A 23,498-nucleotide genomic window follows, 5' to 3' on the forward strand; every position below is an offset into this window, starting at 1 on the left:
TGTCCTTTGAATTATACAATCCCCTAACCCAAATATTGTTATTGCTCTGTTGCCCGTGCGCAGACCGCTAAAACTGTACTGAAGCGGTGAGTTAGCGTATGTTTCAAGCCGATTCCCTACCCGTGCTGAACAGCGATGACAAGCCAACCACAGAACCGACATGCCGTGACTAAACAACCCATGAAACTCAGTACCCTGACCACCCTGATGATGACTGCGGTGATCGTTACCGTGCTGCTCGCTGTCCATCTGCTCTATTTCGTTCAGATTGATAACTTTGCACAGTCGCATCTTAAAGATAAAGCGATGGCAGTGGCGCGTACGCTGGCAGACAGCCCGGAAGTGCAGCGCGGGTTATTGTTGCCAGACGGCAGCAGCCAGATTCAGCCGCTGGCGGAAGCTGCGCGCAAACGCAACGGCCTGCTGTTTGTGGTGGTGACGGATATGCGCGGTATTCGCTTTTCACATCCGAATGCCGCGGTGATCGGCAAACATTTTGTCGGCAATGACATCTATCCCACGCTGAGTGGCCGGGAAAATGTGGCGGTCAATCATGGCGTGCTGGTGGAAGCACTGCGGGTCTTTACGCCGGTTTATAACGCGCAGCATCAGCAGATTGGCGTGGTGGCAATCGGCATTGCGCTGAATGATGTGGCGGCCCAGATAGCGAATAGCCGCTGGAATATCGTCTGGACCGTCCTGTTTGGCGGCGTGGTCGGGTTACTGGGTATGCTCATTCTGGTCAGGCGACTCAAGAAAATACTGCTTGGCCTGGAGCCGCACGAAATCTCCAGCCTGTTTGAACAGCGTCAGGCGATCCTGAATTCCATTAAAGAAGGGGTGATTGCGGTCGATGATCAGTCACGCGTCAGCCTGATTAACCACGCGGCTCAGCAGCTGCTGCATGAGACCACCCGCAGGATGCCGTTAAACGGTGATCGGATTGCTGAGGAGAGCGTCATGCATCGTCATCAGCAGGATGCGCTGCATGCGGGCAAAGCCTGGCACGATCAGGAGCTGACGCTGGGTAATCGTATCCTGATTAGCAACACCGTTCCGGTGCGAAGTCGTGACCGCATTATCGGCGCGGTAACCACCTTCAGGGATAAGACCGAAATCAGCCAGCTGATGCAGCGTCTGGACGGCATGGTAAACTATGTGGATGCTTTACGTGAGCGGTCCCATGAGTTCATGAACAAGCTGCATGTGATTCTGGGCCTGCTGCATATGAAAAATTATGCACAGATGGAAGAGTACATACTGAAAACCGCTAACGCCTATCAGACGGAGATCGGTTCGCTGCTGCAAAAGATCAAATCGCCGATCATTGCCGGCTTCCTGCTTAGCAAAATCAACCGGGTAACCGATGAAGGTCATCAGTTGATTATCGATGAGGCGAGTTTTCTGCCTGACTGCGGCAGCGAGGAGCAGAGCGCAGTTCTGATTACCGTGCTGGGCAATTTAATTGAAAATGCCCTTGAGGCGCTGGACCCGGAAACCGAAGGGGAAATTCACCTCATGCTGCATTATCAGAATGGCTGGCTGGCCTGCGAAGTAAGTGATGACGGGCCAGGTATAGACAGCTCGCAGCTCAGCGCCATTTTTGAGCGCGGCGTCTCGTCAAAAGGTGACGATCGCGGTGTCGGACTGTTTCTGGTTAAGCAGCAGACCGAAAGCCTGGGCGGCAATGTCAGTGTCGAGTCGGAACCCGGTGTATTTACCCAATTTTTAGTGCAACTTCCGTGGGAGAGAGGAATGATTACCCAATGATCAATGTGTTAGTTGTCGATGATGACGCCATGGTAGCCGAGCTGAATCGCTGTTATATCGGGCAGATCCCAGGTTTTACCTGCTGCGGCACGGCCTCAACCTTACAGCAGGCCAAAGAGCGGCTGGCCGAGGCTGAACCACAGGTTGATCTGATCCTGCTCGACATCTATATGCAGCAGGAAAACGGTCTTGATCTGCTGCCAGAGCTGCGCAGCGCAGGACGCCCGGTTGACGTGATTATTATCTCATCAGCGGCAGATGCCGCCACGATCAAGACTTCGCTCAACTATGGCGTGGTGGATTACCTGATCAAGCCTTTCCAGTTTGCCCGCTTTGAAGAGGCGCTGACCGGCTGGCGGCAGAAAAAATCGCTGATGGATAATCATCAGTTCTATCAGCAGTCGGACGTTGATCAGCTGTTGCATGGTAATCCGCCTGGTGCCAGCGAACAGAAACGCCTGCCGAAAGGGTTAACGCCGCAGACGCTGCGTACGCTGTGCCTGTGGATCGACGCCCATCCCGGCACTGAGTTCTCTACCGACGAACTGGCGACCGAAGTGAATATCTCACGCGTTTCGTGCCGTAAATACCTGATCTGGCTGGCGCAGATTAATATTCTGTTCACCAGCATTCATTATGGGGTCACGGGCCGTCCGGTTTACCGTTATCGTCTGCAGCCGGAGTATCACACCTTACTCAAACAATACTGTCAGTGAACCAGCCGGTAGTCCGTGTCGAGTAACTGAAACGAAAAGTGACGTTGTGACGAGCAGATGATCTGCCTGTCACGGGTCACAAAGATAGCTTCAATGCCCGGTTTGTCGGCAAGGCAGGCGATACCCTTTTCTACGCCCAGTCCGTACAGCAGCGTCGTGTAGATGTCGCCATCCAGCGAGCGATCGGAAATCACGGTCACGCTCAGCAGCTCGTTATCCAGCGGATAACCGGTCTGTGGATCAAGGATGTGGTGATAACAGACCTCATCCAGCTCGAAATAGCGCTCATAGATACCGGACGTCACGACCGAGCGATTGTTGACACCGATGACACCGATCAGCGCATCGGCTTCACCAAACGGCTTCTTCAGACCGATTGCCCAGCCTGGAGCTTCTGGCGGTGCGCCCACCGTCTGGACGTTGCCGCCCAGATTAATCAACGCACTGCTGACCTGCTGCTGGCGCAAAAAAGCCTGGACTACGTCGGCGATATAGCCCTTGGCGATGGCACCCAGGTCAATCTCCATTCCTGAACGTGCCAGCATCACGCTGCGGGTGGCAGCATCAAGGATGACGTCCTGCGGATTAATCAGCGTCATGCGCGCCTGAAGATCGGCTTCTGATGGAACGCTGTGGCCCTGAAAACCAATTTTCCAGCACTTCACCAGCGGACCGATAGCCAGATTAAACAGGCTGTCAGGCAAAAGGCTCACCGCATGCGCACAGGCGATCAAATCAAACACCGGCTGACTGACGACCACCGCATGCTCCCCTGCCGCGTGGTTAATCGCCATAACTTCCGATGCCGCGCGATTGACGGTGAAGAGATTCTCCTGTTGTTTGATCAGGCGAAAAACCTGCCTGGCCAGCGTCTGGTTGTCTTCGAAGAGTTTGAGCAGGATGGGCGAACCCATTAATACAGCGGAGTAAGCATAGACACGCGCATCAGTTAACATAGGCGACTCTGCTTTAAAAGGAAAAACCGGCACCCGCAGGATGCGGATGCCGGAGACTGCCGTTAACGTCGGGCGTAGGCAGCGGCGTTACCGCCAGCCAGGATACCGAAGATGATGATATCTGCAACGGCGTTACCGCCAATACGGTTCGCGCCATGAATGCCGCCAACCACCTCGCCACACGCCCAGGCACCGTTAATTACCTGTTTCTGGCTGTCCAGCACCGCGGTGGTGGTATCGATGGTGACGCCGCCCATAGTGTGGTGCACGCCCGGAGCGACACGAATCGCGTAGAATGGCGCTTCGCTCAGCGGATGACGCAGCGCAGTCTGGCGACCGAAGTCTTCGTCTTTCTGCATCATCACAAAGTTGTTGTAACGCGCCAGCGTCGCTTCCAGCGTGTGATGCTCACTCATGTTAAGTTTCACCGCCAGTTCCGCCACGGTTGGCGCGCTGACCACAAAGCCCTTGGCGATGTACTCGTCAGCCGCTTTGTTGTTCATACGCACCTGCTCGTCAAACACAATCCAGGCACTCTTCTCTGGCAGCGCAATAATCTGCGCCGAGACTTTATCGCGGGTCTCCATTTCGTTGTAGAAACGCTTGCCAGCCTGACTGACCAGGATAGCACCGCCGCCGCGAATCGATTCAGAGACCAGATAAGAGGTGGTCTGCTCAACCGTTGGGTGAATCTGGATTTCCTTCATATCCACGGTATCGGCACCAATTTTCTGCAACATCGCAATGCCGCTACCGGTCGCGCCTGCGTGGTTGGTAGTCACGAAGCCATCCAGTTCAGGACGGTATTTCACCACCAGCTCACGGTTCGCACTGAAGCCACCGGTTGCCACAATCACGCTTTTAGCGTTCAGAATACGGCTGTCGTTATATTCATCGACTACTTTCACGCCCGCGACTGCGCCATTCTCATAGAGGATCTCGGCAACTGAGGTTTCCAGCAGAACTTCGATGTTGCGGCTGTTGATGTTTTTTACCAGGCCGCTAATCAGGAAGCCACCCACCGCTGAGCGGTCAGCCGGACGGTGCGTACGGTCGATGCTCATTCCGCCGGTAATGGTGATGTCGTTAAGCTCAATGCCTTTACCGGCCAGCCACTCAATCGCCTCAGGCGCCAGGTCAACAAACTCGCGCAGCAATACCGGGTTGTTTTTGAACTGTCCGCCTTTGAGCGTCTCTTCATAGAACAGCTCTTTGCTGTCTTCGATGCCTTTAAGTTTCTGGAAACGGGTTTCAGCCGCGTTCATGCCCACAGATGCTTTGATGGTGTTGCCGCCAATGGTCGGCATCTTCTCGATGATAACCACACGTGCGCCTTCATCGTGCGCCTGAATCGCGGCCGCCAGACCGGCACCGCCGCTGCCCACAACCACCACATCGTAGTTCTGCGGTGCGTTAGGGTTACCACCCTCTTCAATCACATGCTCTTTGCTGGAGGTAGTCAGCGCACGGGAAACCGCTTTTTTCAGCGCTTCACTCTGGGTGGTCGCGCCGGTAATCGCATCAACGTGGGGACTGTTAGCCACCAGAATGCGGTTACGCAGGCTTTCAAAGGTGGTGGTGAAGTCCACATCCAGCGTGTCGTCCGGCACCAGCGAAATGTCGGTAATACGGTCGGTATCCAGTGTGACGTTGATTTTTAGCTTCAGCGCTTCGGCTTCCACTTTCTCCTGGTAAACACCCGCTTTGTATTTACGGCCCGATTCGCTCATGTCGCGGATCATCGCGTCAACCAGCGAGAAGCGCCACAGCGGTTCCGGGATCTGCAGCTCTTCGCGTTTATTGCTGTCGATGTAGAGTTCGAGATGTTCGTTATTGATGATGCGGTCAGCCCAGTTCGGATAGGCGATACAGGCTTTACCAATCGCTACCAGATCGTAGCCTTTTTCCAGCGCCAGCTCGGCGTCGGCTTTATTCACCACGCCGCCGACACCAATCACCGGCACTTTTGCCAGCACAGGCGAGCGCATCGCAACGAACTTCTCGATCAGCGGCGTCGGGTCCTGCGTATCGACAATCGACGGGCGCAGCAACTGCCCCACAGAGAAGTGGACATAATCGAGTCCGCGTGCGGCCAGTTTTTCCAGCAGATAGAGGGTGTCGTCAAAGCGGATGCCGGGCACTTCAATCTCTTCCGGCGAGAAGCGATAGCCAATGATGAACGAGTTATGGGCGAAGCGCTCCGCCATCTTGTGGGTGATTTCCAGCACCTCCAGTGGGAAGCGCGCGCGGTTATCGCGGCTGCCGCCCCACTTGTCATCGCGCTGGTTGGAATTCGGAGAATAGAACTGCTGAATCAGATAGGTGTTAGCACCATGAATTTCGACGCCGTCGAAACCGGCCTTGATAGCACGGTTCACCGCATCACCAAATTTGGTGATCATGGTTTCGACTTCTTCAGCGCTTAGCGCCAGGGGTTTAGTTGCCCCTTCACGCGGTGCGGCAATGGCGCTCGGCGCAACCGGGGTTTTCCCGCCGATCAGTTCCGGCTCGACCATGCGGCCACCGTGATAGATCTGCAGAATGGCCGTTGAGCCTTCAGATTTAATCGCATCCGCGATGCGTTTCAGACCGGGGATTTTGTTGTCGCTGTCTATAGCAATGGCACCCGGAAACGCCGGGCCGCGGTTATCAATAAAGCAGCACTCAACGATCACAGTTCCGATGCTGCCTGCACGTGCGCGGTAATACTCGACCAGTTCGCTGGTGACCGTTCCGTCATAAAAGCCGGTACAGGTGGTCATGGGGGCCATCACCAGTCGGTTTTTTAATACAGCGCCGCCAGGCAGGGTAAGTGGATTAAGGATGGGGGTGAGAGATTTCATTGCGATAAACTCCAAGATTTAAAAGTCTGGAAATTTTTTAGCGGACGCAAATTATCGCTTAATTAAGTGGTCCGATGTCATGTGTCTAATATACCTTTTTCTTTGCTTACATAAGCGATAAATTTACTTTTTTAACTTTTAAACGATTCAGAGGTTTTATTTGCTGAATTCAGGGAGTAAAGCTATATTAATTGTTAACTATAGGTAACTAAAAATCAACCATTGATTCACATAAATAATTTACCCTTCATGATCATGGTGTTAAGATGAAAAACTCGGCTGAGGTCTTCCTGGGATTTGTCGATCAGCTTCACAAAACTGTCAGAATGTCGATGTCAGAAATATAAATAAAAAATAAATGTTAAAAACGGGGAATAATGAATAAATTTCTTTGATCTGGATCAAAATCTATATTTGCAAAAATCGCATCATATTTACATGGATTTAAAAATGCTGCTCAATAGTCCAGCAGCAGATTAAAAAAAATCAGTGCATCGCGGTTTATTCACACTATTAAGAATAAATAAGAAAGTCATCAGTGAAGGTCCGGGGCGCAAATCGCATTCTTCTCAACGTGCAGATAAAATACTATGAAACCACTCTCAGCTGTAACTGAACCCCCTAAAGCCGCTCCTGCGGCTCCGGGTAAAAAGAAAGCTATCATGCTGGCTCTGCCAGTCATCGTTGCCGTGCTGCTGTTGCTGGTGCCAACACCGGCCGGTCTTGAACCCTATGCCTGGCACTTCTTCGCCATCTTTGTCGGCGTGATTGTCGGCTTGATCTTTGAACCGCTGCCCGGTGCCGTTATCGGTCTGACCGGCGTCGTGGCCATTGCGCTGTTCAGTCAGTTTGTCCTCTTCAGCCCGGCGGAACTGGCTAACCCAAAATTCAAAGTCGCCAGTGAGTCCTTTAAGTGGGCAGTCAGCGGTTTCGGTAACTCCACGGTCTGGCTCATCTTCGGTGCCTTTATGTTCGCCGCCGGCTATGATAAGACGCAGTTTGGTCGTCGTCTGGCTCTGATTCTGGTGAAATATCTGGGTCGCCGCAGCCTGACGCTGGGTTATGCCATTACCTTCGCTGACCTGCTTCTGGCACCGTTTACTCCCTCCAATACCGCGCGCAGTGGCGGTACTATCTATCCGATTATCGCTAACCTGCCTCCGCTTTACGGTTCTAAACCCAACGACCCGAGCGCCCGTAAGATCGGTTCGTACCTGATGTGGGTCGCCATCACCGCAGCCTGTATTACCAGCTCAATGTTCCTCTCTGCCCTGGCACCTAACCTGCTGGCACTGGCGCTGGTGAAAAGCATCATCGGTTTTGATATTTCATGGGGTATGTGGTTCCTGGCCTTCCTGCCGCTGGGCGTGCTGCTGATTCTGACCATGCCGCTGCTGGCTTACTGGTTCTATCCCCCTGAAGTCAAAATCAACGATGAAGTGCCGAAATGGGCTATCGCTGAACTGGAGAAACTGGGCCGCCTGACCCGTAACGAAATCCTGCTGCTGGTGTTTGTGGTCTGTGCCCTGCTGATGTGGATCTTCGCCACCTCGTGGATTGAGCCTGCGATGGCTGCGCTGCTGGTGGTGGTACTGATGCTGTGGACCGGCGTCCTGAACTGGAACGACATTACCAGCAACAAACCGGCCTGGAACACCTTTGCCTGGTTCGCAACGCTGGTGGCGCTGGCTGATGGCCTGGCTCGCGTTGGCTTTATCGCCTGGTTAGGTAAAGAAGGTGGCATGCTGCTTCAGGGTTATGACCCGCAGATTTCAGCCGTGGTGCTGTTGATCGCCTTCTTCCTGCTCCACTACCTGTTTGCCAGTACCACGGCACATACCACTGCCCTGTTACCGGCCATGCTGACCATCGCAGCGTCAATCCCAGGCATCAATATGCCAGTCTTCTGTCTGATGCTGTGTACCTCTCTGGGTGTGATGGGCATCATCACTCCATACGGTACTGGCCCAAGCCCGATTTATTACGGCAGCGGTTATCTGCCGACAAAAGATTACTGGCGTCTGGGTACCATCTTCGGTGCCATCTTCCTGGTTTCTATGATGGTGATTGCTTATCCGTGGATGGTGTGGATGTTCTGACGGATACAACATGCAGATCAACGCGTTATAAGATACCATTCCTTCACTTCCCCGCCGCACCCGCGGCGGGAAAGCATAATAAACAATGAATTCGCCTATGATGTTGCGCCCCGCAGCCTGCCCGCGGAGGTTCAGCCGGTCATTAAGTGAGAAAAAATGTCGAACAAACCTTTTGTCTATCAGAACCCTTTTCCGCTGTCCCACGAAGATACTGAATACTATTTGCTGACTCGCGAGCATGTCTCGGTCGCTGAGTTTGAGGGTCAGGAGATCCTTAAAGTCGATCCGCAGGCGCTGACCCTGCTGAGCCAGCAGGCGTTTCACGACGCCTCTTTCATGCTGCGTCCGGCCCATCAGCAGCAGGTAGCCTCCATCCTTCATGACCCGGAAGCCAGCGACAATGACAAATATGTCGCCCTGCAGTTTTTAAGAAACTCTGAAATTGCTGCCAAAGGCGTGCTGCCGACCTGTCAGGATACCGGCACCGCGATCATCATGGGCAAAAAGGGCCAGCGCGTCTGGACCGGTGGCGGCGATGAAGCCGCGCTGTCACAGGGTATCTACAACACCTACATCGAAGACAACCTGCGCTATTCGCAGAATGCCGCGCTGGATATGTACAAAGAGGTGAACACCGGCACTAACCTGCCGGCGCAGATCGACCTCTACAGCGTCGATGGCGATGAGTATAAATTCCTCTGTATCGCCAAAGGTGGCGGCTCCGCTAACAAAACCTATCTCTATCAGGAAACCAAAGCGCTGCTCAGCCCCGGCAAGCTGAAAAATTACCTGGTAGATAAGATGCGCACCCTCGGCACCGCAGCCTGCCCGCCTTATCATATTGCGTTTGTTATCGGCGGCACCTCGGCTGAAAGCACCCTGAAAACCGTTAAGCTCGCCTCGACGCACTATTACGACGGCTTACCAACTGAAGGCAACGAGCACGGTCAGGCTTTCCGCGACGTTCAGCTTGAGCAGGAACTGCTGGAAGCGGCGCAGCAACTCGGCCTTGGCGCGCAGTTTGGCGGCAAATATTTCGCGCACGACATCCGCGTGGTGCGTCTGCCGCGTCACGGCGCCTCCTGTCCGATCGGCATGGGCGTCTCCTGCTCGGCTGACCGTAATATCAAAGCGAAAATTAACCGCGAAGGTATCTGGATTGAGAAACTGGAAGCCAACCCAGGCCGCCTGATCCCGGAAGCACTGCGTCAGCAGGGCGAAGGTGAAGTGTTGCAGGTTGATCTCAACCGCCCAATGGAGCAGATTCTGGCGCAGCTTTCTGCGTATCCCGTCTCTACCCGCCTGTCACTGACCGGCACCATTATCGTGGCACGCGACATTGCTCATGCCAAACTCAAAGAGCGCATCGATAACGGCGAAGGATTACCGCAGTACATTAAAGATCATCCGGTCTATTACGCCGGTCCGGCCAAAACGCCTGAAGGTTATGCGTCCGGTTCACTCGGCCCGACCACCGCAGGCCGCATGGACTCCTACGTCGATCTGCTACAGGCTCACGGCGGCAGCAAGATCATGCTGGCAAAAGGCAACCGCAGCCAGCAGGTGACGGATGCCTGTCATAAACATGGCGGCTTCTATCTGGGCAGCATCGGTGGCCCGGCCGCGGTGCTGGCGCAGCAGAGCATCAAGAGTCTGGAATGCGTTGAGTATCCTGAGCTGGGAATGGAAGCGATCTGGAAAATCGAGGTCGAGAACTTCCCTGCGTTTATCCTGGTCGATGACAAAGGTAATGACTTCTTCCAGCATATTGAGCGCGCGCACTGCGCAAAATGCGTGAAGTAGAAACTGCGTCAGATAAGAAAAAAGCCCCGGTTTCGGGGCTTTTTTTATGAGCAAAATCAGGCCACTGAGCTGTCAGAGATCCTGCACATACTGCCCATCGTGGTGACATGTCTGAAGCTCAAACTTGATTGTCAGTCCAGACAAACTGGCACTATCCCCTCCATTCAGCACCCATGATACCTTGCCATTATACCTCGCAGGCTATAATCTAATCATAGCTCGCAGGTTATAGATGGAGATGGATTAATGACATGGGAAGTCATCACAAGAACGCTGTTTGATGTCTGGTATGAAAAGCAAACCGACGATGTTCAGGAAGAGATTGCAGCCTACTTCCTGATCCTTGAAGAGACTGGCCCCCAATTAGGGCGTCCGCATGTAGATCAGGTTAAAGCGTCTGAATATAAAAACATGAAAGAGTTGCGTATACAGATTGGCGGACATCCATTTCGCGCATTCTTCGCCTTTGATCCTGAACGCAAGGCGATTGTCCTGTGTGCAGGAGATAAAAAAGGTGAAGATGAAAAACTCTTCTACAAACGTATGACTAAAATTGCAGATGCTGAGTTCACCTCGCATCTGGAATCACCGGAGATTAAACACGATGGCAACGCTTAAAGAAATGATGGCTAAACGCTCCCCGGAGAGCCGTGCGCGTATAGAATCTCGTGCTGCTGAAATCCGTCAGGAGATCACACTTGCCAGACTGCGTGAGGAATTATCTGTTTCGCAGACACATCTGGCTGAAGTTTTAGGCGTCAAACAACCTTCTGTTGCTAAAATAGAAAACGTTGATAACGATCCTAAGCTCTCAACGCTGAGACGCTATATTGCAGGTCTGGGAGGAGAGCTGACTCTTGATGTCACGTTACCCGACGGCAAGCGTATTGCTCTGAGTCTTTAACAGACTCTGCTTCAGGCCACATCCTGACCCCGCTACGGTGGGGTTTATAATGGCTGCCCTCATAAGGTGACAAGCTGAGATTAACGACAGAAATGTCCTTGATTTAGAGAGTTAAAAATAGCCGACGCTAACATTCATTTGCAGTCACTAAATGAAAGCGCCGCTATCAGACCCTGTTAACCGCGCTGCAACCGCTGCAACGCCACATCGATCTGCTGATCACCTTTGGTGAGTTCGATGATCTGATACTTAATCGCCGGATTCTCAATCAGCCCGACCAGCGTCGCTGCCACATCTTCGCGCGGAACCTCACCATAGGGGATCGCCAGATCTGCATGCACCCGGCCCGTACCAGCTTCATCGGTCAGCGTTCCCGGCCGCAGGATCACCCACTCCAGCTTGCTCGCCACCAGCTCCGCATCCGCCAGGCGTTTCACCCGCATGTAGTTCTCAAATCCCTCTGATGGCGTTTTACCGCGGCCCGCATCCGGAAAAGCGGATACCAGCATAAAGCGCGACACGCCAGCCTGCTCTGCGGCGGCAACCGCCAGCTTCAGCCCTTCACCGTCGATGGCATTGGTCAGCGCGATCCCGGCACCGCCCGCACCCGCTGTAAAGACCGCCACGTCGTGACCGGTCATCAGCTCTGCCAGCGCGGTTACGCTCAGCTGTTGAATATCGCCCGCGACAGGCTTCGCGCCTGCGGCCTGCAGGATCTCAGCCTGTTCCGGCTTGCGATGCAATGCCGTGACAGTGTGACCTTTGCTGCTTAGCTGTCGGGTAAGCTTTTGGCCCACCTTGCCCGCCGCACCGATAATGAAACATGTCGCCATAGGATCCACTCCTCCCTTCACTGATCAGGTGTCACAGTATAGCTATCTGCCAGAAACGAAACAGGCGCCTGATGCAGCGCCTGCTGGGTTTATTCCGGAATCACTTTTTCCGCTTTCAGCTTATCAAACAGCTGCGTAAAGGAGTCCAGCGTACTGCGGTAGCCGGTAAAGCCCGCTTTACGGCTCTTACTCATGTCGGTAAAAGCTTCCATTGGGCGGCCCAGGTCGGCATCGGTATGCCACCACGACGCCAGCTTAGTGACATCGGCCTCACGCAGCTGATGCTGTTCTGCAATCGCCTGCCATGCGCTCTCAGCTTCCTGCATGCGATTTTCCAGCGGCATCATCTGCGCCGGGTAATCTGCGGCTTCGATACCGAAGTAGTCAGCCAGTTTTGGCCACATCCAGTTCCAGCGGAACACATCGCCATTGACCGCGTTGAAATCCTGATTCGCGGCATTCGGTGACGTTGCCGCCCAATGCAGTTGCTCAGCCAGCAGACCCGCATCAGTCATATCTGCTATCCCGTTCCACTGCTCCGGCGAACCCGGGAAGATAAACGGCCAGCCCTTCTCTTTGCACAATGTTGCATAAACCGCCAGCGTCTGCCCCATGTTCATCGCGTTGCCTACGGCATAGCCGATGATGGTATGCGGACGGTGCACGCTCCAGCGATAGTCATACTTCTCTGCGCCCGCGAACACTTCATCTTCCTGCGCATAGTAGAAGTTATCGACCGGCTGACGCCCCTGCTCTTCACGGAACGGCGTAACCGGCACGGCACCTTTGCCGTACGCTTCAAACGGACCAAGGTAGTGTTTCAGTCCGGTCACCAGCGCGACGTGCGAACCTTTGAGACGATCGCCCAGTGCTTCAATCACGTTGCGAACCATGCCGCCGTTAACGCGGATGTTCTCTTTCTCATTTTCCTGACGCGCCCAGACGCTGAAGAACAGCGCATCCGGTTTAACCTCTTTCAGTGCGTCACGGACAGCGTCTGCATCGGTCAGATCGGCTGTCAGGCTGGTTGCGCCTTCAGGTACGGCACCACGTCCGCGTGACAGGCCACTGACCTGCCAGCCTTCCTGCTGTAATTTATCTGCCAGTGCGCGACCAATAACGCCGCTGATGCCCACAATCAAAGCGTGCTTTTTCATTTGATTTCTCCTCGTTTTGCGTAATGCTAAGCCTAATAGAGAATTCAGTTCTTATCTCTGGCATTAATTCACAGCATTCTCAACCTGAGTTCACTAATCCATGCACGATCATCGCCTCAAAGATATTCTGCCGTTTGTCGCCAGCGTGGAGTGTGGCAGCTTCACCGCCGCGGCTGAACGTCTGCACGTGACCGGCTCGGCGGTCAGCAAAAGCGTCAGCCGTCTGGAGACGCGCTTAGGCTCGCGGCTGCTGGAGCGCACCACACGTAGCCTGAATCTGACCGACGCGGGCAGCGCCTATTATCAGACCTGTCTGCGGGTTCTGGAGGATCTGGCCGAAGCCGAAGCGGTACTGGCGGCTCAGCGCACCATTCCTTCCGGCCGGCTGCGCCTGGCGGTGCCCACCACCTATGGCCGCCTCAACGTCATGCCGCTGCTGATGCCCTTCTGCCAGCAAAATCCGGAGCTGGCACTGAGCCTGAGTTTGTCCGATCGCTTTGTTGACCTGTTTGAGGAAGGCGTGGATGTGGCGGTTCGGATTGGCGGTGCGCCCGACCTTCCCGCGTCGCTGGGCTGGCGTAACATGGGTCGCGAGAAGATGCAGTTCTGCGCCTCTCCCGCTTATCTGACCCGCGAGGGGCGTCCGGAGAATGAGTCAGCGTTGCTGAACCATCCCGCCATTCTTTATGAGCGCGTGGATGGCACAACCAAACCCTGGCTGTTTACTACCGAAGATGGTCAGCCCCACTGGCGCGACGTTTCCTACCGGCTGGCGCTGGGCGACGTCGATGCACAGCTTCAGGCAGTCATTGCCGGGCTGGGTGTCGCGCAGATGCCCTCCTGGCTGATTCAGCGCGCCGTGGCAGCAGGTGAACTGGAGATTATTTTGCCGGCGTTGCAGCCCGACGGTCTGACGCTGAGCGTGGTGTGGCCACGACGCAAACAGTTCCTGCCTAAAGTCGATGCGCTCTTGTCGGCGCTAAGTGTCCTCGCCATTCGCTGACACCGGCCTGTTTCTGATTACTGCGGTCAGGATATTTCATTCTGGCCCTTTTTATTTTCTTTTTACGGACGTGCATTCCTCTCCGTTCTTCCCCGTCTGAAATACCTCAATCTGGTATTAACCCAAATAATCCCCTTAAGTTTAAAGGGTTTATTTTCGATTTGATGGAATCCCATCAAAATAAAAATGGCGGAAGGCTTGAGCTCACATAATGAAAACTAAGTTTCAAATATAATTTAACCCGAAATAAAAATACCAGTAGGGTGATGGCTTCTTCATGTTCTGACGTTTTGTCTTTGTTGTTATTACCAGGAGTATTCATGGAAAAAGAACTTTATATCTCGTCGAACCCGGCCTCCGGTCCGAATAGCGCCACCCGCACCGAGCCTTTTGTGAAGATTATTGCGCTGGTCGCCACCCTGGGTGGATTGCTGTTTGGTTATGACACGGGCGTAGTCTCGGGCGCGCTACTGTTTATGCGTGGCGATTTGCATCTCACCCCTTTTACGACCGGGCTGGTCACCAGCTCCCTGCTGTTTGGTGCCGCCTTTGGCGCGCTGGCGGCCGGTCACCTGGCAGATGGCCTGGGCAGACGTCGCATCATCATTGCGCTGGCACTGATTTTCGCCTTTGGCGCTGTCGGCTCCGCCCTGGCACCGGATGTCACCTGGATGATCGCCTCACGCCTGTTCCTGGGCTTTGCCGTGGGCGGTGCCGCAGCCACCGTGCCAGTCTATATCGCAGAGATCGCCCCTGCCAATAAACGCGGCCAGCTGGTCACCCTGCAGGAGCTGATGATCGTCAGCGGTCAGCTGCTGGCATACATCTCAAACGCCACCTTTAACGATATCTGGGGCGGTGAAAATACCTGGCGCTGGATGCTGGCGCTGTCGATCGTTCCCGCCGTTCTGCTCTGGATCGGCATGATATTTATGCCTGAAACCCCGCGCTGGCATGTGATGAAAGGCCGCAGTCAGGCTGCGCGTGAGGTGCTGGAAAAAACCCGCGCTGCTGAAGATGTGGAGTGGGAACTGGAAGAAATTGAAGAAACCATCGAAGAGAACCGTCAGCAAGGTAAAGGCCGCCTGCGCGACCTCGCGACGCCCTGGCTGATGAAAATCTTCCTGCTGGGCGTGGGTATCGCCGCGATTCAGCAGCTGACCGGCGTCAATACCATCATGTATTACGCGCCCACCATGCTGACCGCCGCCGGACTCAGCAACGATGCCGCGCTGTTTGCCACCATTGCTAATGGTGTGATTTCGGTGGTGATGACGCTGGTGGGTATCTGGCTAATCGGCAAAACGGGACGTCGCCCGCTGGTTTTAATCGGGCAAATGGGCTGCACCTGCTGCCTGTTCTTTATCGGGCTGGTCTGCTGGCTGATGCCGGAATACATCAATGGCGCGGTCAACCTGCTGCGGGCTTATCTGGTGCTGGCGGGCATGCTGATGTTTCTCTGCTTCCAGCAGGGCGCACTGTCACCGGTCACCTGGCTGTTGCTGTCGGAAATTTTCCCGGCCAGGATGCGCGGCATCTGCATGGGCGGCGCGGTCTTCTCGTTGTGGATTGCGAATTTTGCCATCTCAATGGCCTTCCCGCTGTTATTAGCGGCATTCGGTCTGGCCGGTGCCTTCTTTATATTCGCCCTGATAGGCATCGGCGGTTCTGTATTTGTTGTGAAGCTTATTCCCGAGACCCGGGGAAGAAGTCTTGAGCAGGTCGAGCACTATTTCTATGCGCTCTATAACGGCAAAAAATAACCTTTGCCTGCTCTGTATTAAATAACGGCCCGCGTCATGAGGCATGACGACCCGACCGCCCTTAGCACTGCACCCATAATTTAAGGAAAATGTTATGAGCCTGAATATTCCCAATGCACGCTTTTGCGTCAATCGTAAAATAGCGCCCAGCCTGAGTATCCCGCAGTTTTTTAAACTGGTCAGCCAGCTCGGCATTCACAACGTCGAATTGCGCAATGATATGCCCAGCGGACGCGTCACCGACGATCTCAGCGGTGATGAGGTAAAAGCGCTGGCACGCGAGTCAGGCATCCGGATTGTCACCATCAATGCGCTCTACCCGTTTAACCAACTGAATGAAGAGGTGCTGCAACGCGCCCGCCAGCTGTTAAGCGATGCGCAGGCTGTCGGCGCAGAATCACTGGTGCTCTGCCCGCTTAATGACGGTACGCCCATCAGCGCCGCCGACACTATTAGCGCGCTGAAAACGCTGGCCCCGCTGTTCGCAGACGCAGGCATTCAGGGGCTGGTTGAGCCGCTCGGCTTTCCACAAAGCTCACTGCGTTCAGCAACCCAGGCGCAGACGCTAATCCGCGAAGCGGGCGTGCCATTCCGCTTGCTGATCGACACCTTCCATCATCATCTGTTTGAGGATGCGGAGCAGACCTTTGAGCAGGAAATCGACATTCAGCAAATCGGTCTGGTTCACCTCTCCGGCGTCACCGATCCGCGCCCGGTCAGCGAACTCACCGACGAAGAGCGCATCATGCTCACCGCAGATGACAGATTGCGCAGCAAACAACAGGTAGAGCGGCTGGAGAAGATGGGCTACACCGGCCTTTATGCCTTTGAGCCGTTCTCATCCGTGATGAGCAGCTGGCAGGAAGCGGACATCAGCCGCGAAATTCGCAACAGCATCCAGCTGTTAAATCACTCAGCGTAAGGTAATCATCATGACAATTAACATTGGTGTTATCGGCACCGGCGCAATAGGCCGCGAACATATCCGCCGTTGCAGCACCGTTTTACAGAATGCACGCGTGGTGGCACTCAACGACATCAACCGCGATAACTGCCAGCAGATTGTTGACGAACTGACGCCGGAAGCGCGCATTTATGACAATGCGATTGATCTGATCAACGACCCGCAGGTTAACGCGGTGCTGGTTACTTCCTGGGGTCCGACGCACGAAGCCTTTGTGCTGGCCTGTATCGAGGCGGGTAAAGCGGTGTTCTGTGAAAAACCGCTGGCCGTTACCGCACAGGGCTGCATGAATATTGTGGAAGCAGAGATCAACGCAGGGCGGCAGCTGGTGCAGGTCGGCTTTATGCGCCCTTATGACAGCGGCTATCGTGCACTGAAAGCGGTGATCGACAGCGGCGAAATTGGTGAGCCTTTAATGCTGCACTGCGCGCACCGCAATCCGGAAGTGGGCGACAGCTACACCACCGATATGGCGATCACTGACACATTGATCCATGAACTGGACGTGCTGCGCTGGCTGCTGAATGATGACTATGCCAGCGTTCAGGTGATCTTCCCGCGCAAAACCCGTAAGGCGTCGTCCCACCTGCGCGATCCGCAAATCGTGCTGCTGGAGACCACCAAAGGCGCACGCATTGATGTCGAAATTTTCGTGAACTGTGAATATGGTTACGACATACAGTGTGAAGTAGTGGGTGAAAGCGGCATTGCCCGCCTGCCGGAACCGGTTTCGGTGCAACTGCGCAGCGCGGCAAAGCTCTCAACGACCATTCTGACGGACTGGAAAAAGCGCTTTATTGATGCCTATGACGTGGAGTTGCAGGCCTTTATCAACAACGTCATCAGCGGTGAGATGACCGGTCCCTCCGCGTGGGATGGCTATGCCGCTGCCGTAGCCGCCGATGCCTGCGTCGCGGCGCAAACGTCAGGCGGGATCGTGCCGGTTACTATGCCAGCCAGACCCGCCTTTTATCGCTGACAGGCAAAATGCACGGTGGATCCCACCGTGCACTCCGCTATCCCGGCCCCCTTTTCAGCGACGCTACCCGCTATGGATAAGCAGGCGATCCGCTATGTTAAAGGCGGGCCGTAAAATTACGCGACCGCTGAAAATTACGGCGCGGTGATGACAATGGCCACGCGCCGGTTCTGCGCACGCCCCTGCGCACTATTGTTGCTGGCAACTGGTGCACTCATGCCCAATCCACGCGTCACAACATTTTCACGCGGTATTGCCGCCCCTTCCGCCCACTGAGCCGCGACCGCGTTCGCTCTTTTCAACGACAGCTGCTGGTTATAATCCGTCTTGCCGTAATTGTCGGTGTGCCCATCTATGCGGACATGCTCAATACCGGTCGACGCCAGACTTTTCGCCATCCCCTGAATGGTGAGCTTACTGGAGGGTGTCAGCTCTGATTCATTTACACCAAACAGGATCTTATCAGATAAGCCTAATCCCCAGCCTTCCATGTTCTGCGTGAATCCGGCGCTTTTCATCGCTGCGATTTGCGCGTCGCTAAAACGCGCTTTTGACTGACAACCGACCAGCGCCAGCGTAACCAATAGCAGGGAAAGGTTTTTTTTCATATTCACGCCCTATTTTTTCGCTTGTTTTTATACATATTCATATCAGCACGTTCGAGAATCGATTCAACCGTATCACCAGGCTGTGACCAGGCGTAGCCAATGGTCACCGAGGTCGTAACAGGCATATTATCTGTAATAAGAATGTGTTCCCTGAGAGCGTTATGAATGCCCTGCATGAGCTGCTGTAATTGCGCCTCACTCGTCCGGCTGCTGACCAGCATGGCAAATTCATCGCCCCCTAATCGCGCGACGACATCCTGTTCAGACGCCAGCGATAAAAGACGCGATCCTATCGCTTTTAATACCTCATCTCCGGCGGCATGGCCCCAGTTATCATTGATGCTCTTGAAGCGATCGCCATCCAGAAACAGCAGCGCAAAACGCTCGTGATTGTCTGGCTGATCAAGACGCTGTGTCAGGCGAGCAGAGAAGGCGCTGCGGTTGGCAAGACCGGTCAGCGGATCGGACAGTGCTTTAGCTGCCAGCGAGCGATTGTCACGCATCAGCGACGCCTTCAGTGATTGCATTTCCATCAGCAGGGAATTGAGGTCATCTGAAAAGAGCTGAAATTCTCTGATTGGGCCACCCGGAATACGCAGGGAAAAATCACCTGAATGAATCACATAGTGAATTGAACTGGTAATGGTGCGGAGCGACGCAATGATACCCCGATGCAGAAATTCACTCAGCATGAGTGAAATAATCAGCACGCAGAGCATCCCAACGGAGAGGATCATAAATGAGTATTGGAGGAAACTCACCGCGCCGGTTACGGTGCCTTCCAGTATTAGCGTGCCAACAGCCGCGTCAGCATGAAGAATATCAACGTTAAGCGGTTTGTGATAAATCCACTCACGCAGCAACCGCGAAAACCATCCCGTCTGTTCCCGCTGTGCAATCCACTGGACCAGAACCATCTGATCCCGTGTAACCAGCTTCGCAGAAGCGTACATGCCTTCATTGCCAAGCCGTTCGATTTTATTACGCGCATCGTAGCTGTCGGCAAAAACGGTTGCCGCGGTGAGCGTAGTACTTAGGGTCGAGCCGATTAATTCGAGGTTTCGTTTCTCATAATTTTTAATAAAAAGCAGCGACGTCGATGAGAGCAACAGCCAGCACAACAGTAATATCACCGCCGAATTGATGGTGCTTATTTTGCGCAGTTTATTGCGGATGGATGATTTATCGTGCTTTAGTTTATCGAATTTCATTTCATTCACTTCCCTCGCGGGAGAGCAAAAGTACTTCCGGATTCACTCTGACACCGCTTCTGGCAAGTGAATCGAGATTAACGGAAAAGTGCGTATGGTCAGGTTGAAAAATCAGGCAAAAAGCGGCACCCAGCGTGCACTCCGCATTGTTCTCTGCAAGGGTAAGCACCGCTCTTCCTTTAAACTTCTCAATAATGTCCACCTGCTGCTGCGGTGTCTGATCGCCAAAATAAATGGCATCGCATCGATGCATCGCAGAATCACCTGCGCCCGCAAGATAGACAACGGTGAATGTCGCTGCCGCAGCAGCGCTGTTTTCCGGCAAAGAAAGATGGCGTGCTGAAGTAAAAACACATAATTCAGGCGGCTTATTTAAATTTTGCCAGTGGGCGAAACTGATGATGCCGCTGACGATACGATTAGCTTTATCATCCTTTATTCCGGCCAGCGCAATAGTGGGATGAAGACACAGCAGAATAAATAGTGTCAGGGCGATCTGGCAGATGCGGCGCAGCAGAAGCAGCACATCTACGTTGTGATGAAGGTGATATTTATCGGTCATAATGCGTTCCGGTAATACTACGCACGGCAGGAGAGCTGAATAAGCGCGCAAATATTAACATAGCGCGGGTTACGCTTGCACACAGAATTTTCTTAGCTATAGATCATTCTGCTTATACTTTCAGACAGGCTCATTCACGGAATATTCGTTGGTCGTAACGGCTTTTGATAGCGAAGGCCGAGAGAGGATTAACTTACTTCACCGGCTTTTTCTGGTGGGTGATTACGTCTCTCTTTTAGTGAAGCAATCCGCTCAGCTGTTCGTTTTAAGGCGCAGACTGAATTAAGACGCCTGTAATAACGTGATGCTGATAATGCATCGCCAGCGATATTCCGCAATTAACCTGTCCACCCAATACCCTCAGACATACCCCATCATTTTCAGCAGCGACTGCACCTGATTCATCGCTTCGCTGCGATGTGACACGCCCAGTTTCTGATAGAGATTGCGGATATGGGTTTTGATCGTGGTAGACGCCACCGCCAGCTCACCGGCAATCTGATCGTTGCTGTAGCCCGAATAGATTAACCCCAGCACCTGCCATTCGCGCTGCGTCAGCGGGCTGGTGCGGATCAGCTCCGGCACGTCAGGATGGTTAAGCAACCGGCTGACAAAGCCTTCATCGAAATGGGCGAACTTGTGACGGTGATATTTGTTGATCTCCAGCAGAATGCGGCGGGCGCGGTGGCTGTCCAGCTCATTCAGGGTATTAAGCTGTATCAGCTGCCGCAGCTGCTGCGCCATCATCTCGCCTTCAATGACAAAATGGCTGATAAAGCCGGTGCTGCGCGCCAGTTTCAGTGCTTCAATCAGCACGCGCTGTGCCTCCGCTTTGCGGTCGGTCTGCCAGTAGATCTGATTGAGCAGCAGCAGATTACGGTTTAAGTCGCTCATCAGGCGCAGGCCGCGGGCATTTTCATTCAGCTCCTCCAGCACCACTTCAGCCTGACTGACATCACCCAGCAGAATCTGCGCGCGGGCAATGTTCCGCCACTGTCCCTGCAGAAAATGGTTGTTGGCGAAGGCGGGCTTGGGCGTCTGCCGCATCCAGTCGCGGGCATTCTGGCTTTCGCCCGTCATCTGCCAGTAAATCACCCGGACTTTATCGGCATTGGCGATCCAGTCGCTGTGCCAGTTACCATTATTCAGCAGGTTTTCCAGACGGTTCAGATAGCTGCGGGCGTTGTCCAGATTGCCGCGCGCCAGCGAGCACTGCACCAGCAATCCCAGACACTGGATTTGCTGCTGCGGCTGGTAACCGTTCAGCACCTTGATGCCTTCGCGCGCCGCCTGCTCCGCCTCTTCCAGTCGTCCCCAGGCCCACAGCAGCTGGGCACGTATGCGCAGCAGAAACTCATGCAGCGGGAACTGCGCCAGATGCTGCTCTTCCACCAGCACAAAGGCGCGGCTCTGGATCTCATAAGCAGCCTGCAAAAAGCCCTGCGCAAACAGAATTTCGCTCTGCTGAATCAGGCTCCAGAGCGCGTAGTGCCACACTTCATCGCGACGCGCCATCTGTTCCGTCTGTCGCATCAGCTTAAGTGAATCGTCCAGTTCGCCTTTGCAGTGCATCACCTCGCCATGCACCGAGGTTGCCACAATGCGGCTGTAGTGACGGCTGGCTGGCAGGGTATCAAGCGCCACTTTCGCCAGCCGCTCCGCTTCATCAGTATTGCCATCGTTGATCGCCACCTGAGCGCGCAACGCATTAAATTCACCGCGCAGTGCCGCGTCAATCTCGCAGTGACTGGCCTGCTCAAAACGCGCCAGCAGGCTGTCGACTTCTGAGAAGCGATGCTGAGTCTGCATCAGCCAAGCCTGTAATAGCACCAGCATCGGGTTGTCGAGCATCATCTCCCACGGCAGCGCTTTCAGGGAGTTCTCCAGCAGCGGCAGCTCACTTTGATTAAACAGCGTCCAGGCGTGCTTCAGCAGCACGTCCCGCAGCATGGTCGCGTCGCCCGAGGCAAGCGCATGGTGAATCGCTTCGCCCGGGAAGCCCTGCGCCATCCAGCTTTCGGCTGCGGCCCGATGCAGCGCAGGCAGCTCCGCCGCCAGTTCCCACTGACAGCGCTGACGCAGGAAGTTGCCAAACAGCGGATGGTAGCTGAACCAGCAGCCGGAATCGTCCATACGCTGCAGAAACAGACCCTGGCGCTCGATCTCCTCCAGCCGCATCTGACCGTTCTCTTCGCGGGTCACGCAGGCGATCAGTTCATCATTCATTGAGCGCAGCAGCGCGGTTTTTAGTAAGAAATGGCGGGTCGGCAGATCGACGTTATCCAGCACTTCTTCCACCAGATAGTCGGCGAGATGGCTGGCATTAATGCCGGAGAGACGCCGGGCGGAATGCTGAGCCGAACTGGCTCCCTGACGTGCCGACAAAACAATTAACTGCAGCGCCGTCGCCCAGCCTGCGACATCATCACAGAGGCGACTACTCTCTTCGCTTTCCAGCGGGGCCGCCAGACGGCAGTCAAAAAACTGGCGCGCTTCCTGATGGGTGAACGCCAGCTGCTGACTGCCCAGCTCGATCAGTTGCTCTCGCACCCGCAGGTTCGCGATACCGAGCTGCGGCAGGTTACGTGACATCAGAATCAGGGTCAGATTTTCAGGCTGATGACGCAGGAAAAAGCGCATCGCGTCGTGAATGACCGGATTGGTGATTAGATGGTAGTCATCAACGATCAGCCACAGCGGCTGCTGCCACTCCACCAGCTCGATAAAGAGCTGGGAAAACAGCGCATTGAGATTCACATATTGCCGCTTCTGCGCCAGCAGCTCACTGCGGGGACAGCCGCCGTGCGTCGCCTGTTGCAGTGCCGCGATCAGGTAATCGGCGAAGCGTTCCGGCTGATTATCGCCCTCATCCAGAGAAACCCAGCCCAGGTCGCTTTTCCCCGCCGCCCACTGCGATACCAGTGTGGTTTTACCGTAGCCCGCAGGACTGGTCACCAGCACCAGCCGATAGTTACCGGCAGCGGTGAGCTTTTGCAGCAATCTCTCGCGGATCACGGTGCCTTCAAGACGCACCGGGCGACTGAGTTTGGCGGGTATTAACATGGGCGCGCGTTTCTCCATTTGTCGAGCGCATCATTATTTTACGCTTCGTAATTATTCCTTACACAGGTTCAGCATTTCGTCAGATGAATGCAAGCAAACCCATTAATTAAACTTTACAAAAGCGTGCGCAATCACACTCCTGTGATGATTTCGGATTAGCCTCATCCTCTCCACCCTCCCTATCCTCCTGCCCTAATTCTTTTCAGGAGGATGAGCAATGATTTTCGCCCGGGCAGACTGTCGCCACATTGACCCATTTTCGTT

Annotated in this window: 18 protein-coding genes; 10 read left to right on the forward strand and 8 right to left on the reverse strand. The window is 54.3% G+C overall.

The annotated features are described in order from the left end of the window. The first annotated feature begins 135 nt into the window (after nt 1-135). Together F3I20_RS07480 and dcuR are read left to right on the forward strand one after the other, a co-directional pair. Complete coding sequence (locus F3I20_RS07480; protein ID WP_150037325.1) at nt 136-1,770, forward strand: sensor histidine kinase; 1,635 nt, start codon at nt 136-138, stop codon at nt 1,768-1,770. Further along, nucleotides 1,767-2,486, forward strand: coding sequence for a two-component system response regulator DcuR (gene dcuR, locus F3I20_RS07485; RefSeq protein WP_033735650.1), 720 nt, complete (start codon nt 1,767-1,769; stop codon nt 2,484-2,486). Before F3I20_RS07480 ends, dcuR begins: the two co-directional genes overlap by 4 nt. Here dcuR and F3I20_RS07490 read toward each other — a convergent pair. Both F3I20_RS07490 and F3I20_RS07495 read right to left on the reverse strand, forming a co-directional pair. Further along, nucleotides 2,480-3,442 (reverse strand): FAD:protein FMN transferase, encoded by a 963-nt coding sequence (locus F3I20_RS07490; protein ID WP_150037324.1) that lies wholly within the window; start codon nt 3,440-3,442, stop codon nt 2,480-2,482. The two genes, dcuR and F3I20_RS07490, sit on opposite strands and share 7 nt — an antisense overlap. Before the next feature lie 62 nt (nt 3,443-3,504). After that, entirely contained in the window at nt 3,505-6,285 is a 2,781-nt protein-coding gene (locus F3I20_RS07495; RefSeq protein WP_150037323.1) for a flavocytochrome c, read from the reverse strand. A gap of 590 nt (nt 6,286-6,875) precedes the next feature. On the opposite strand from F3I20_RS07495, the gene F3I20_RS07500 reads away from it, so the two are divergent. The 4 genes from F3I20_RS07500 to F3I20_RS07515 all read left to right on the forward strand — a co-directional run bounded on the left by F3I20_RS07500 (nt 6,876) and on the right by F3I20_RS07515 (nt 11,091). After that, nucleotides 6,876-8,384, forward strand: a complete 1,509-nt coding sequence (locus F3I20_RS07500) for an anion permease (protein ID WP_150011423.1) — start codon at nt 6,876-6,878, stop codon at nt 8,382-8,384. Between the two features lie 156 nt (nt 8,385-8,540). Further along, nucleotides 8,541-10,187, forward strand: a complete 1,647-nt coding sequence (gene fumA / locus F3I20_RS07505) for a class I fumarate hydratase FumA (protein ID WP_135910840.1) — start codon at nt 8,541-8,543, stop codon at nt 10,185-10,187. Nucleotides 10,188-10,433: 246 nt separating this feature from the next. After that, the gene (locus tag F3I20_RS07510; RefSeq protein WP_150011421.1) at nt 10,434-10,805 is read left to right on the forward strand and encodes a type II toxin-antitoxin system RelE/ParE family toxin; all 372 of its coding nucleotides are present in this window, start codon (nt 10,434-10,436) and stop codon (nt 10,803-10,805) included. Beyond that, entirely contained in the window at nt 10,792-11,091 is a 300-nt protein-coding gene (locus F3I20_RS07515; RefSeq protein ID WP_061060828.1) for a helix-turn-helix domain-containing protein, read from the forward strand. Before F3I20_RS07510 ends, F3I20_RS07515 begins: the two co-directional genes overlap by 14 nt. A gap of 176 nt (nt 11,092-11,267) precedes the next feature. Here the strand turns inward: F3I20_RS07515 and F3I20_RS07520 are convergent, their stop codons facing one another. Further along, nucleotides 11,268-11,924 (reverse strand): SDR family oxidoreductase, encoded by a 657-nt coding sequence (locus F3I20_RS07520; protein WP_150011419.1) that lies wholly within the window; start codon nt 11,922-11,924, stop codon nt 11,268-11,270. Between the two features lie 89 nt (nt 11,925-12,013). After that, a complete protein-coding gene (locus F3I20_RS07525) occupies nt 12,014-13,081 on the reverse strand; it encodes an SDR family oxidoreductase (protein ID WP_150011417.1) in 1,068 nt (355 codons plus the stop codon). Between the two features lie 100 nt (nt 13,082-13,181). Here F3I20_RS07525 and F3I20_RS07530 point away from each other — a divergent pair, with 100 nt between their 5' ends. The 4 genes from F3I20_RS07530 (at nt 13,182) to iolG (ending at nt 17,790) form a co-directional block, all read left to right on the forward strand. After that, the gene (locus F3I20_RS07530; protein ID WP_150011415.1) at nt 13,182-14,084 is read left to right on the forward strand and encodes a LysR family transcriptional regulator; all 903 of its coding nucleotides are present in this window, start codon (nt 13,182-13,184) and stop codon (nt 14,082-14,084) included. A 320-nt stretch (nt 14,085-14,404) separates the two neighbouring features. Further along, complete coding sequence (locus F3I20_RS07535; protein WP_150011413.1) at nt 14,405-15,847, forward strand: sugar porter family MFS transporter; 1,443 nt, start codon at nt 14,405-14,407, stop codon at nt 15,845-15,847. A 94-nt stretch (nt 15,848-15,941) separates the two neighbouring features. Further along, nucleotides 15,942-16,769: a TIM barrel protein gene (locus tag F3I20_RS07540; RefSeq protein ID WP_150011411.1), complete on the forward strand. Its 828-nt coding sequence runs from the start codon at nt 15,942-15,944 to the stop codon at nt 16,767-16,769. 10 nt (nt 16,770-16,779) lie between these two features. Further along, nucleotides 16,780-17,790, forward strand: a complete 1,011-nt coding sequence (gene iolG, locus F3I20_RS07545; RefSeq protein WP_150011409.1) for a bifunctional inositol 2-dehydrogenase/D-chiro-inositol 1-dehydrogenase — start codon at nt 16,780-16,782, stop codon at nt 17,788-17,790. A gap of 134 nt (nt 17,791-17,924) precedes the next feature. On the opposite strand, the gene yfiB is transcribed toward iolG, so the two are convergent. The 4 genes from yfiB to malT all read right to left on the reverse strand — a co-directional run bounded on the left by yfiB (nt 17,925) and on the right by malT (nt 23,234). Next, a complete protein-coding gene (gene yfiB, locus F3I20_RS07550; RefSeq protein ID WP_150011407.1) occupies nt 17,925-18,398 on the reverse strand; it encodes an outer membrane lipoprotein YfiB in 474 nt (157 codons plus the stop codon). Nucleotides 18,399-18,400: 2 nt separating this feature from the next. Continuing rightward, nucleotides 18,401-19,609, reverse strand: coding sequence for a diguanylate cyclase DgcN/YfiN (gene dgcN, locus F3I20_RS07555; protein ID WP_150011405.1), 1,209 nt, complete (start codon nt 19,607-19,609; stop codon nt 18,401-18,403). A 1-nt stretch (nt 19,610) separates the two neighbouring features. After that, a complete protein-coding gene (gene yfiR, locus F3I20_RS07560) occupies nt 19,611-20,171 on the reverse strand; it encodes a regulatory sequestration protein YfiR (protein WP_150037322.1) in 561 nt (186 codons plus the stop codon). Between the two features lie 360 nt (nt 20,172-20,531). Continuing rightward, nucleotides 20,532-23,234, reverse strand: coding sequence for an HTH-type transcriptional regulator MalT (gene malT, locus F3I20_RS07565; RefSeq protein WP_150011401.1), 2,703 nt, complete (start codon nt 23,232-23,234; stop codon nt 20,532-20,534). Between the last annotated feature and the right edge of the window lie 264 nt (nt 23,235-23,498).

Source organism: Candidatus Pantoea gossypiicola (assembly GCF_008632075.1).
In the GTDB taxonomy this organism is placed as follows: Bacteria; Pseudomonadota; Gammaproteobacteria; order Enterobacterales; family Enterobacteriaceae; genus Pantoea; species Pantoea gossypiicola.

Coding starts and splice junctions, on each gene's coding strand:
- F3I20_RS07480 (WP_150037325.1), top strand. CDS start 136: ATGACAAGCCAACCACAGAACCGACATGCCGTGACTAAACAACCCATG.
- dcuR (WP_033735650.1), top strand. CDS start 1,767: ATGATCAATGTGTTAGTTGTCGATGATGACGCCATGGTAGCCGAGCTG.
- F3I20_RS07490 (WP_150037324.1), bottom strand. CDS start 3,442: ATGTTAACTGATGCGCGTGTCTATGCTTACTCCGCTGTATTAATGGGT.
- F3I20_RS07495 (WP_150037323.1), bottom strand. CDS start 6,285: ATGAAATCTCTCACCCCCATCCTTAATCCACTTACCCTGCCTGGCGGC.
- F3I20_RS07500 (WP_150011423.1), top strand. CDS start 6,876: ATGAAACCACTCTCAGCTGTAACTGAACCCCCTAAAGCCGCTCCTGCG.
- fumA (WP_135910840.1), top strand. CDS start 8,541: ATGTCGAACAAACCTTTTGTCTATCAGAACCCTTTTCCGCTGTCCCAC.
- F3I20_RS07510 (WP_150011421.1), top strand. CDS start 10,434: ATGACATGGGAAGTCATCACAAGAACGCTGTTTGATGTCTGGTATGAA.
- F3I20_RS07515 (WP_061060828.1), top strand. CDS start 10,792: ATGGCAACGCTTAAAGAAATGATGGCTAAACGCTCCCCGGAGAGCCGT.
- F3I20_RS07520 (WP_150011419.1), bottom strand. CDS start 11,924: ATGGCGACATGTTTCATTATCGGTGCGGCGGGCAAGGTGGGCCAAAAG.
- F3I20_RS07525 (WP_150011417.1), bottom strand. CDS start 13,081: ATGAAAAAGCACGCTTTGATTGTGGGCATCAGCGGCGTTATTGGTCGC.
- F3I20_RS07530 (WP_150011415.1), top strand. CDS start 13,182: ATGCACGATCATCGCCTCAAAGATATTCTGCCGTTTGTCGCCAGCGTG.
- F3I20_RS07535 (WP_150011413.1), top strand. CDS start 14,405: ATGGAAAAAGAACTTTATATCTCGTCGAACCCGGCCTCCGGTCCGAAT.
- F3I20_RS07540 (WP_150011411.1), top strand. CDS start 15,942: ATGAGCCTGAATATTCCCAATGCACGCTTTTGCGTCAATCGTAAAATA.
- iolG (WP_150011409.1), top strand. CDS start 16,780: ATGACAATTAACATTGGTGTTATCGGCACCGGCGCAATAGGCCGCGAA.
- yfiB (WP_150011407.1), bottom strand. CDS start 18,398: ATGAAAAAAAACCTTTCCCTGCTATTGGTTACGCTGGCGCTGGTCGGT.
- dgcN (WP_150011405.1), bottom strand. CDS start 19,609: ATGAAATTCGATAAACTAAAGCACGATAAATCATCCATCCGCAATAAA.
- yfiR (WP_150037322.1), bottom strand. CDS start 20,171: ATGACCGATAAATATCACCTTCATCACAACGTAGATGTGCTGCTTCTG.
- malT (WP_150011401.1), bottom strand. CDS start 23,234: ATGTTAATACCCGCCAAACTCAGTCGCCCGGTGCGTCTTGAAGGCACC.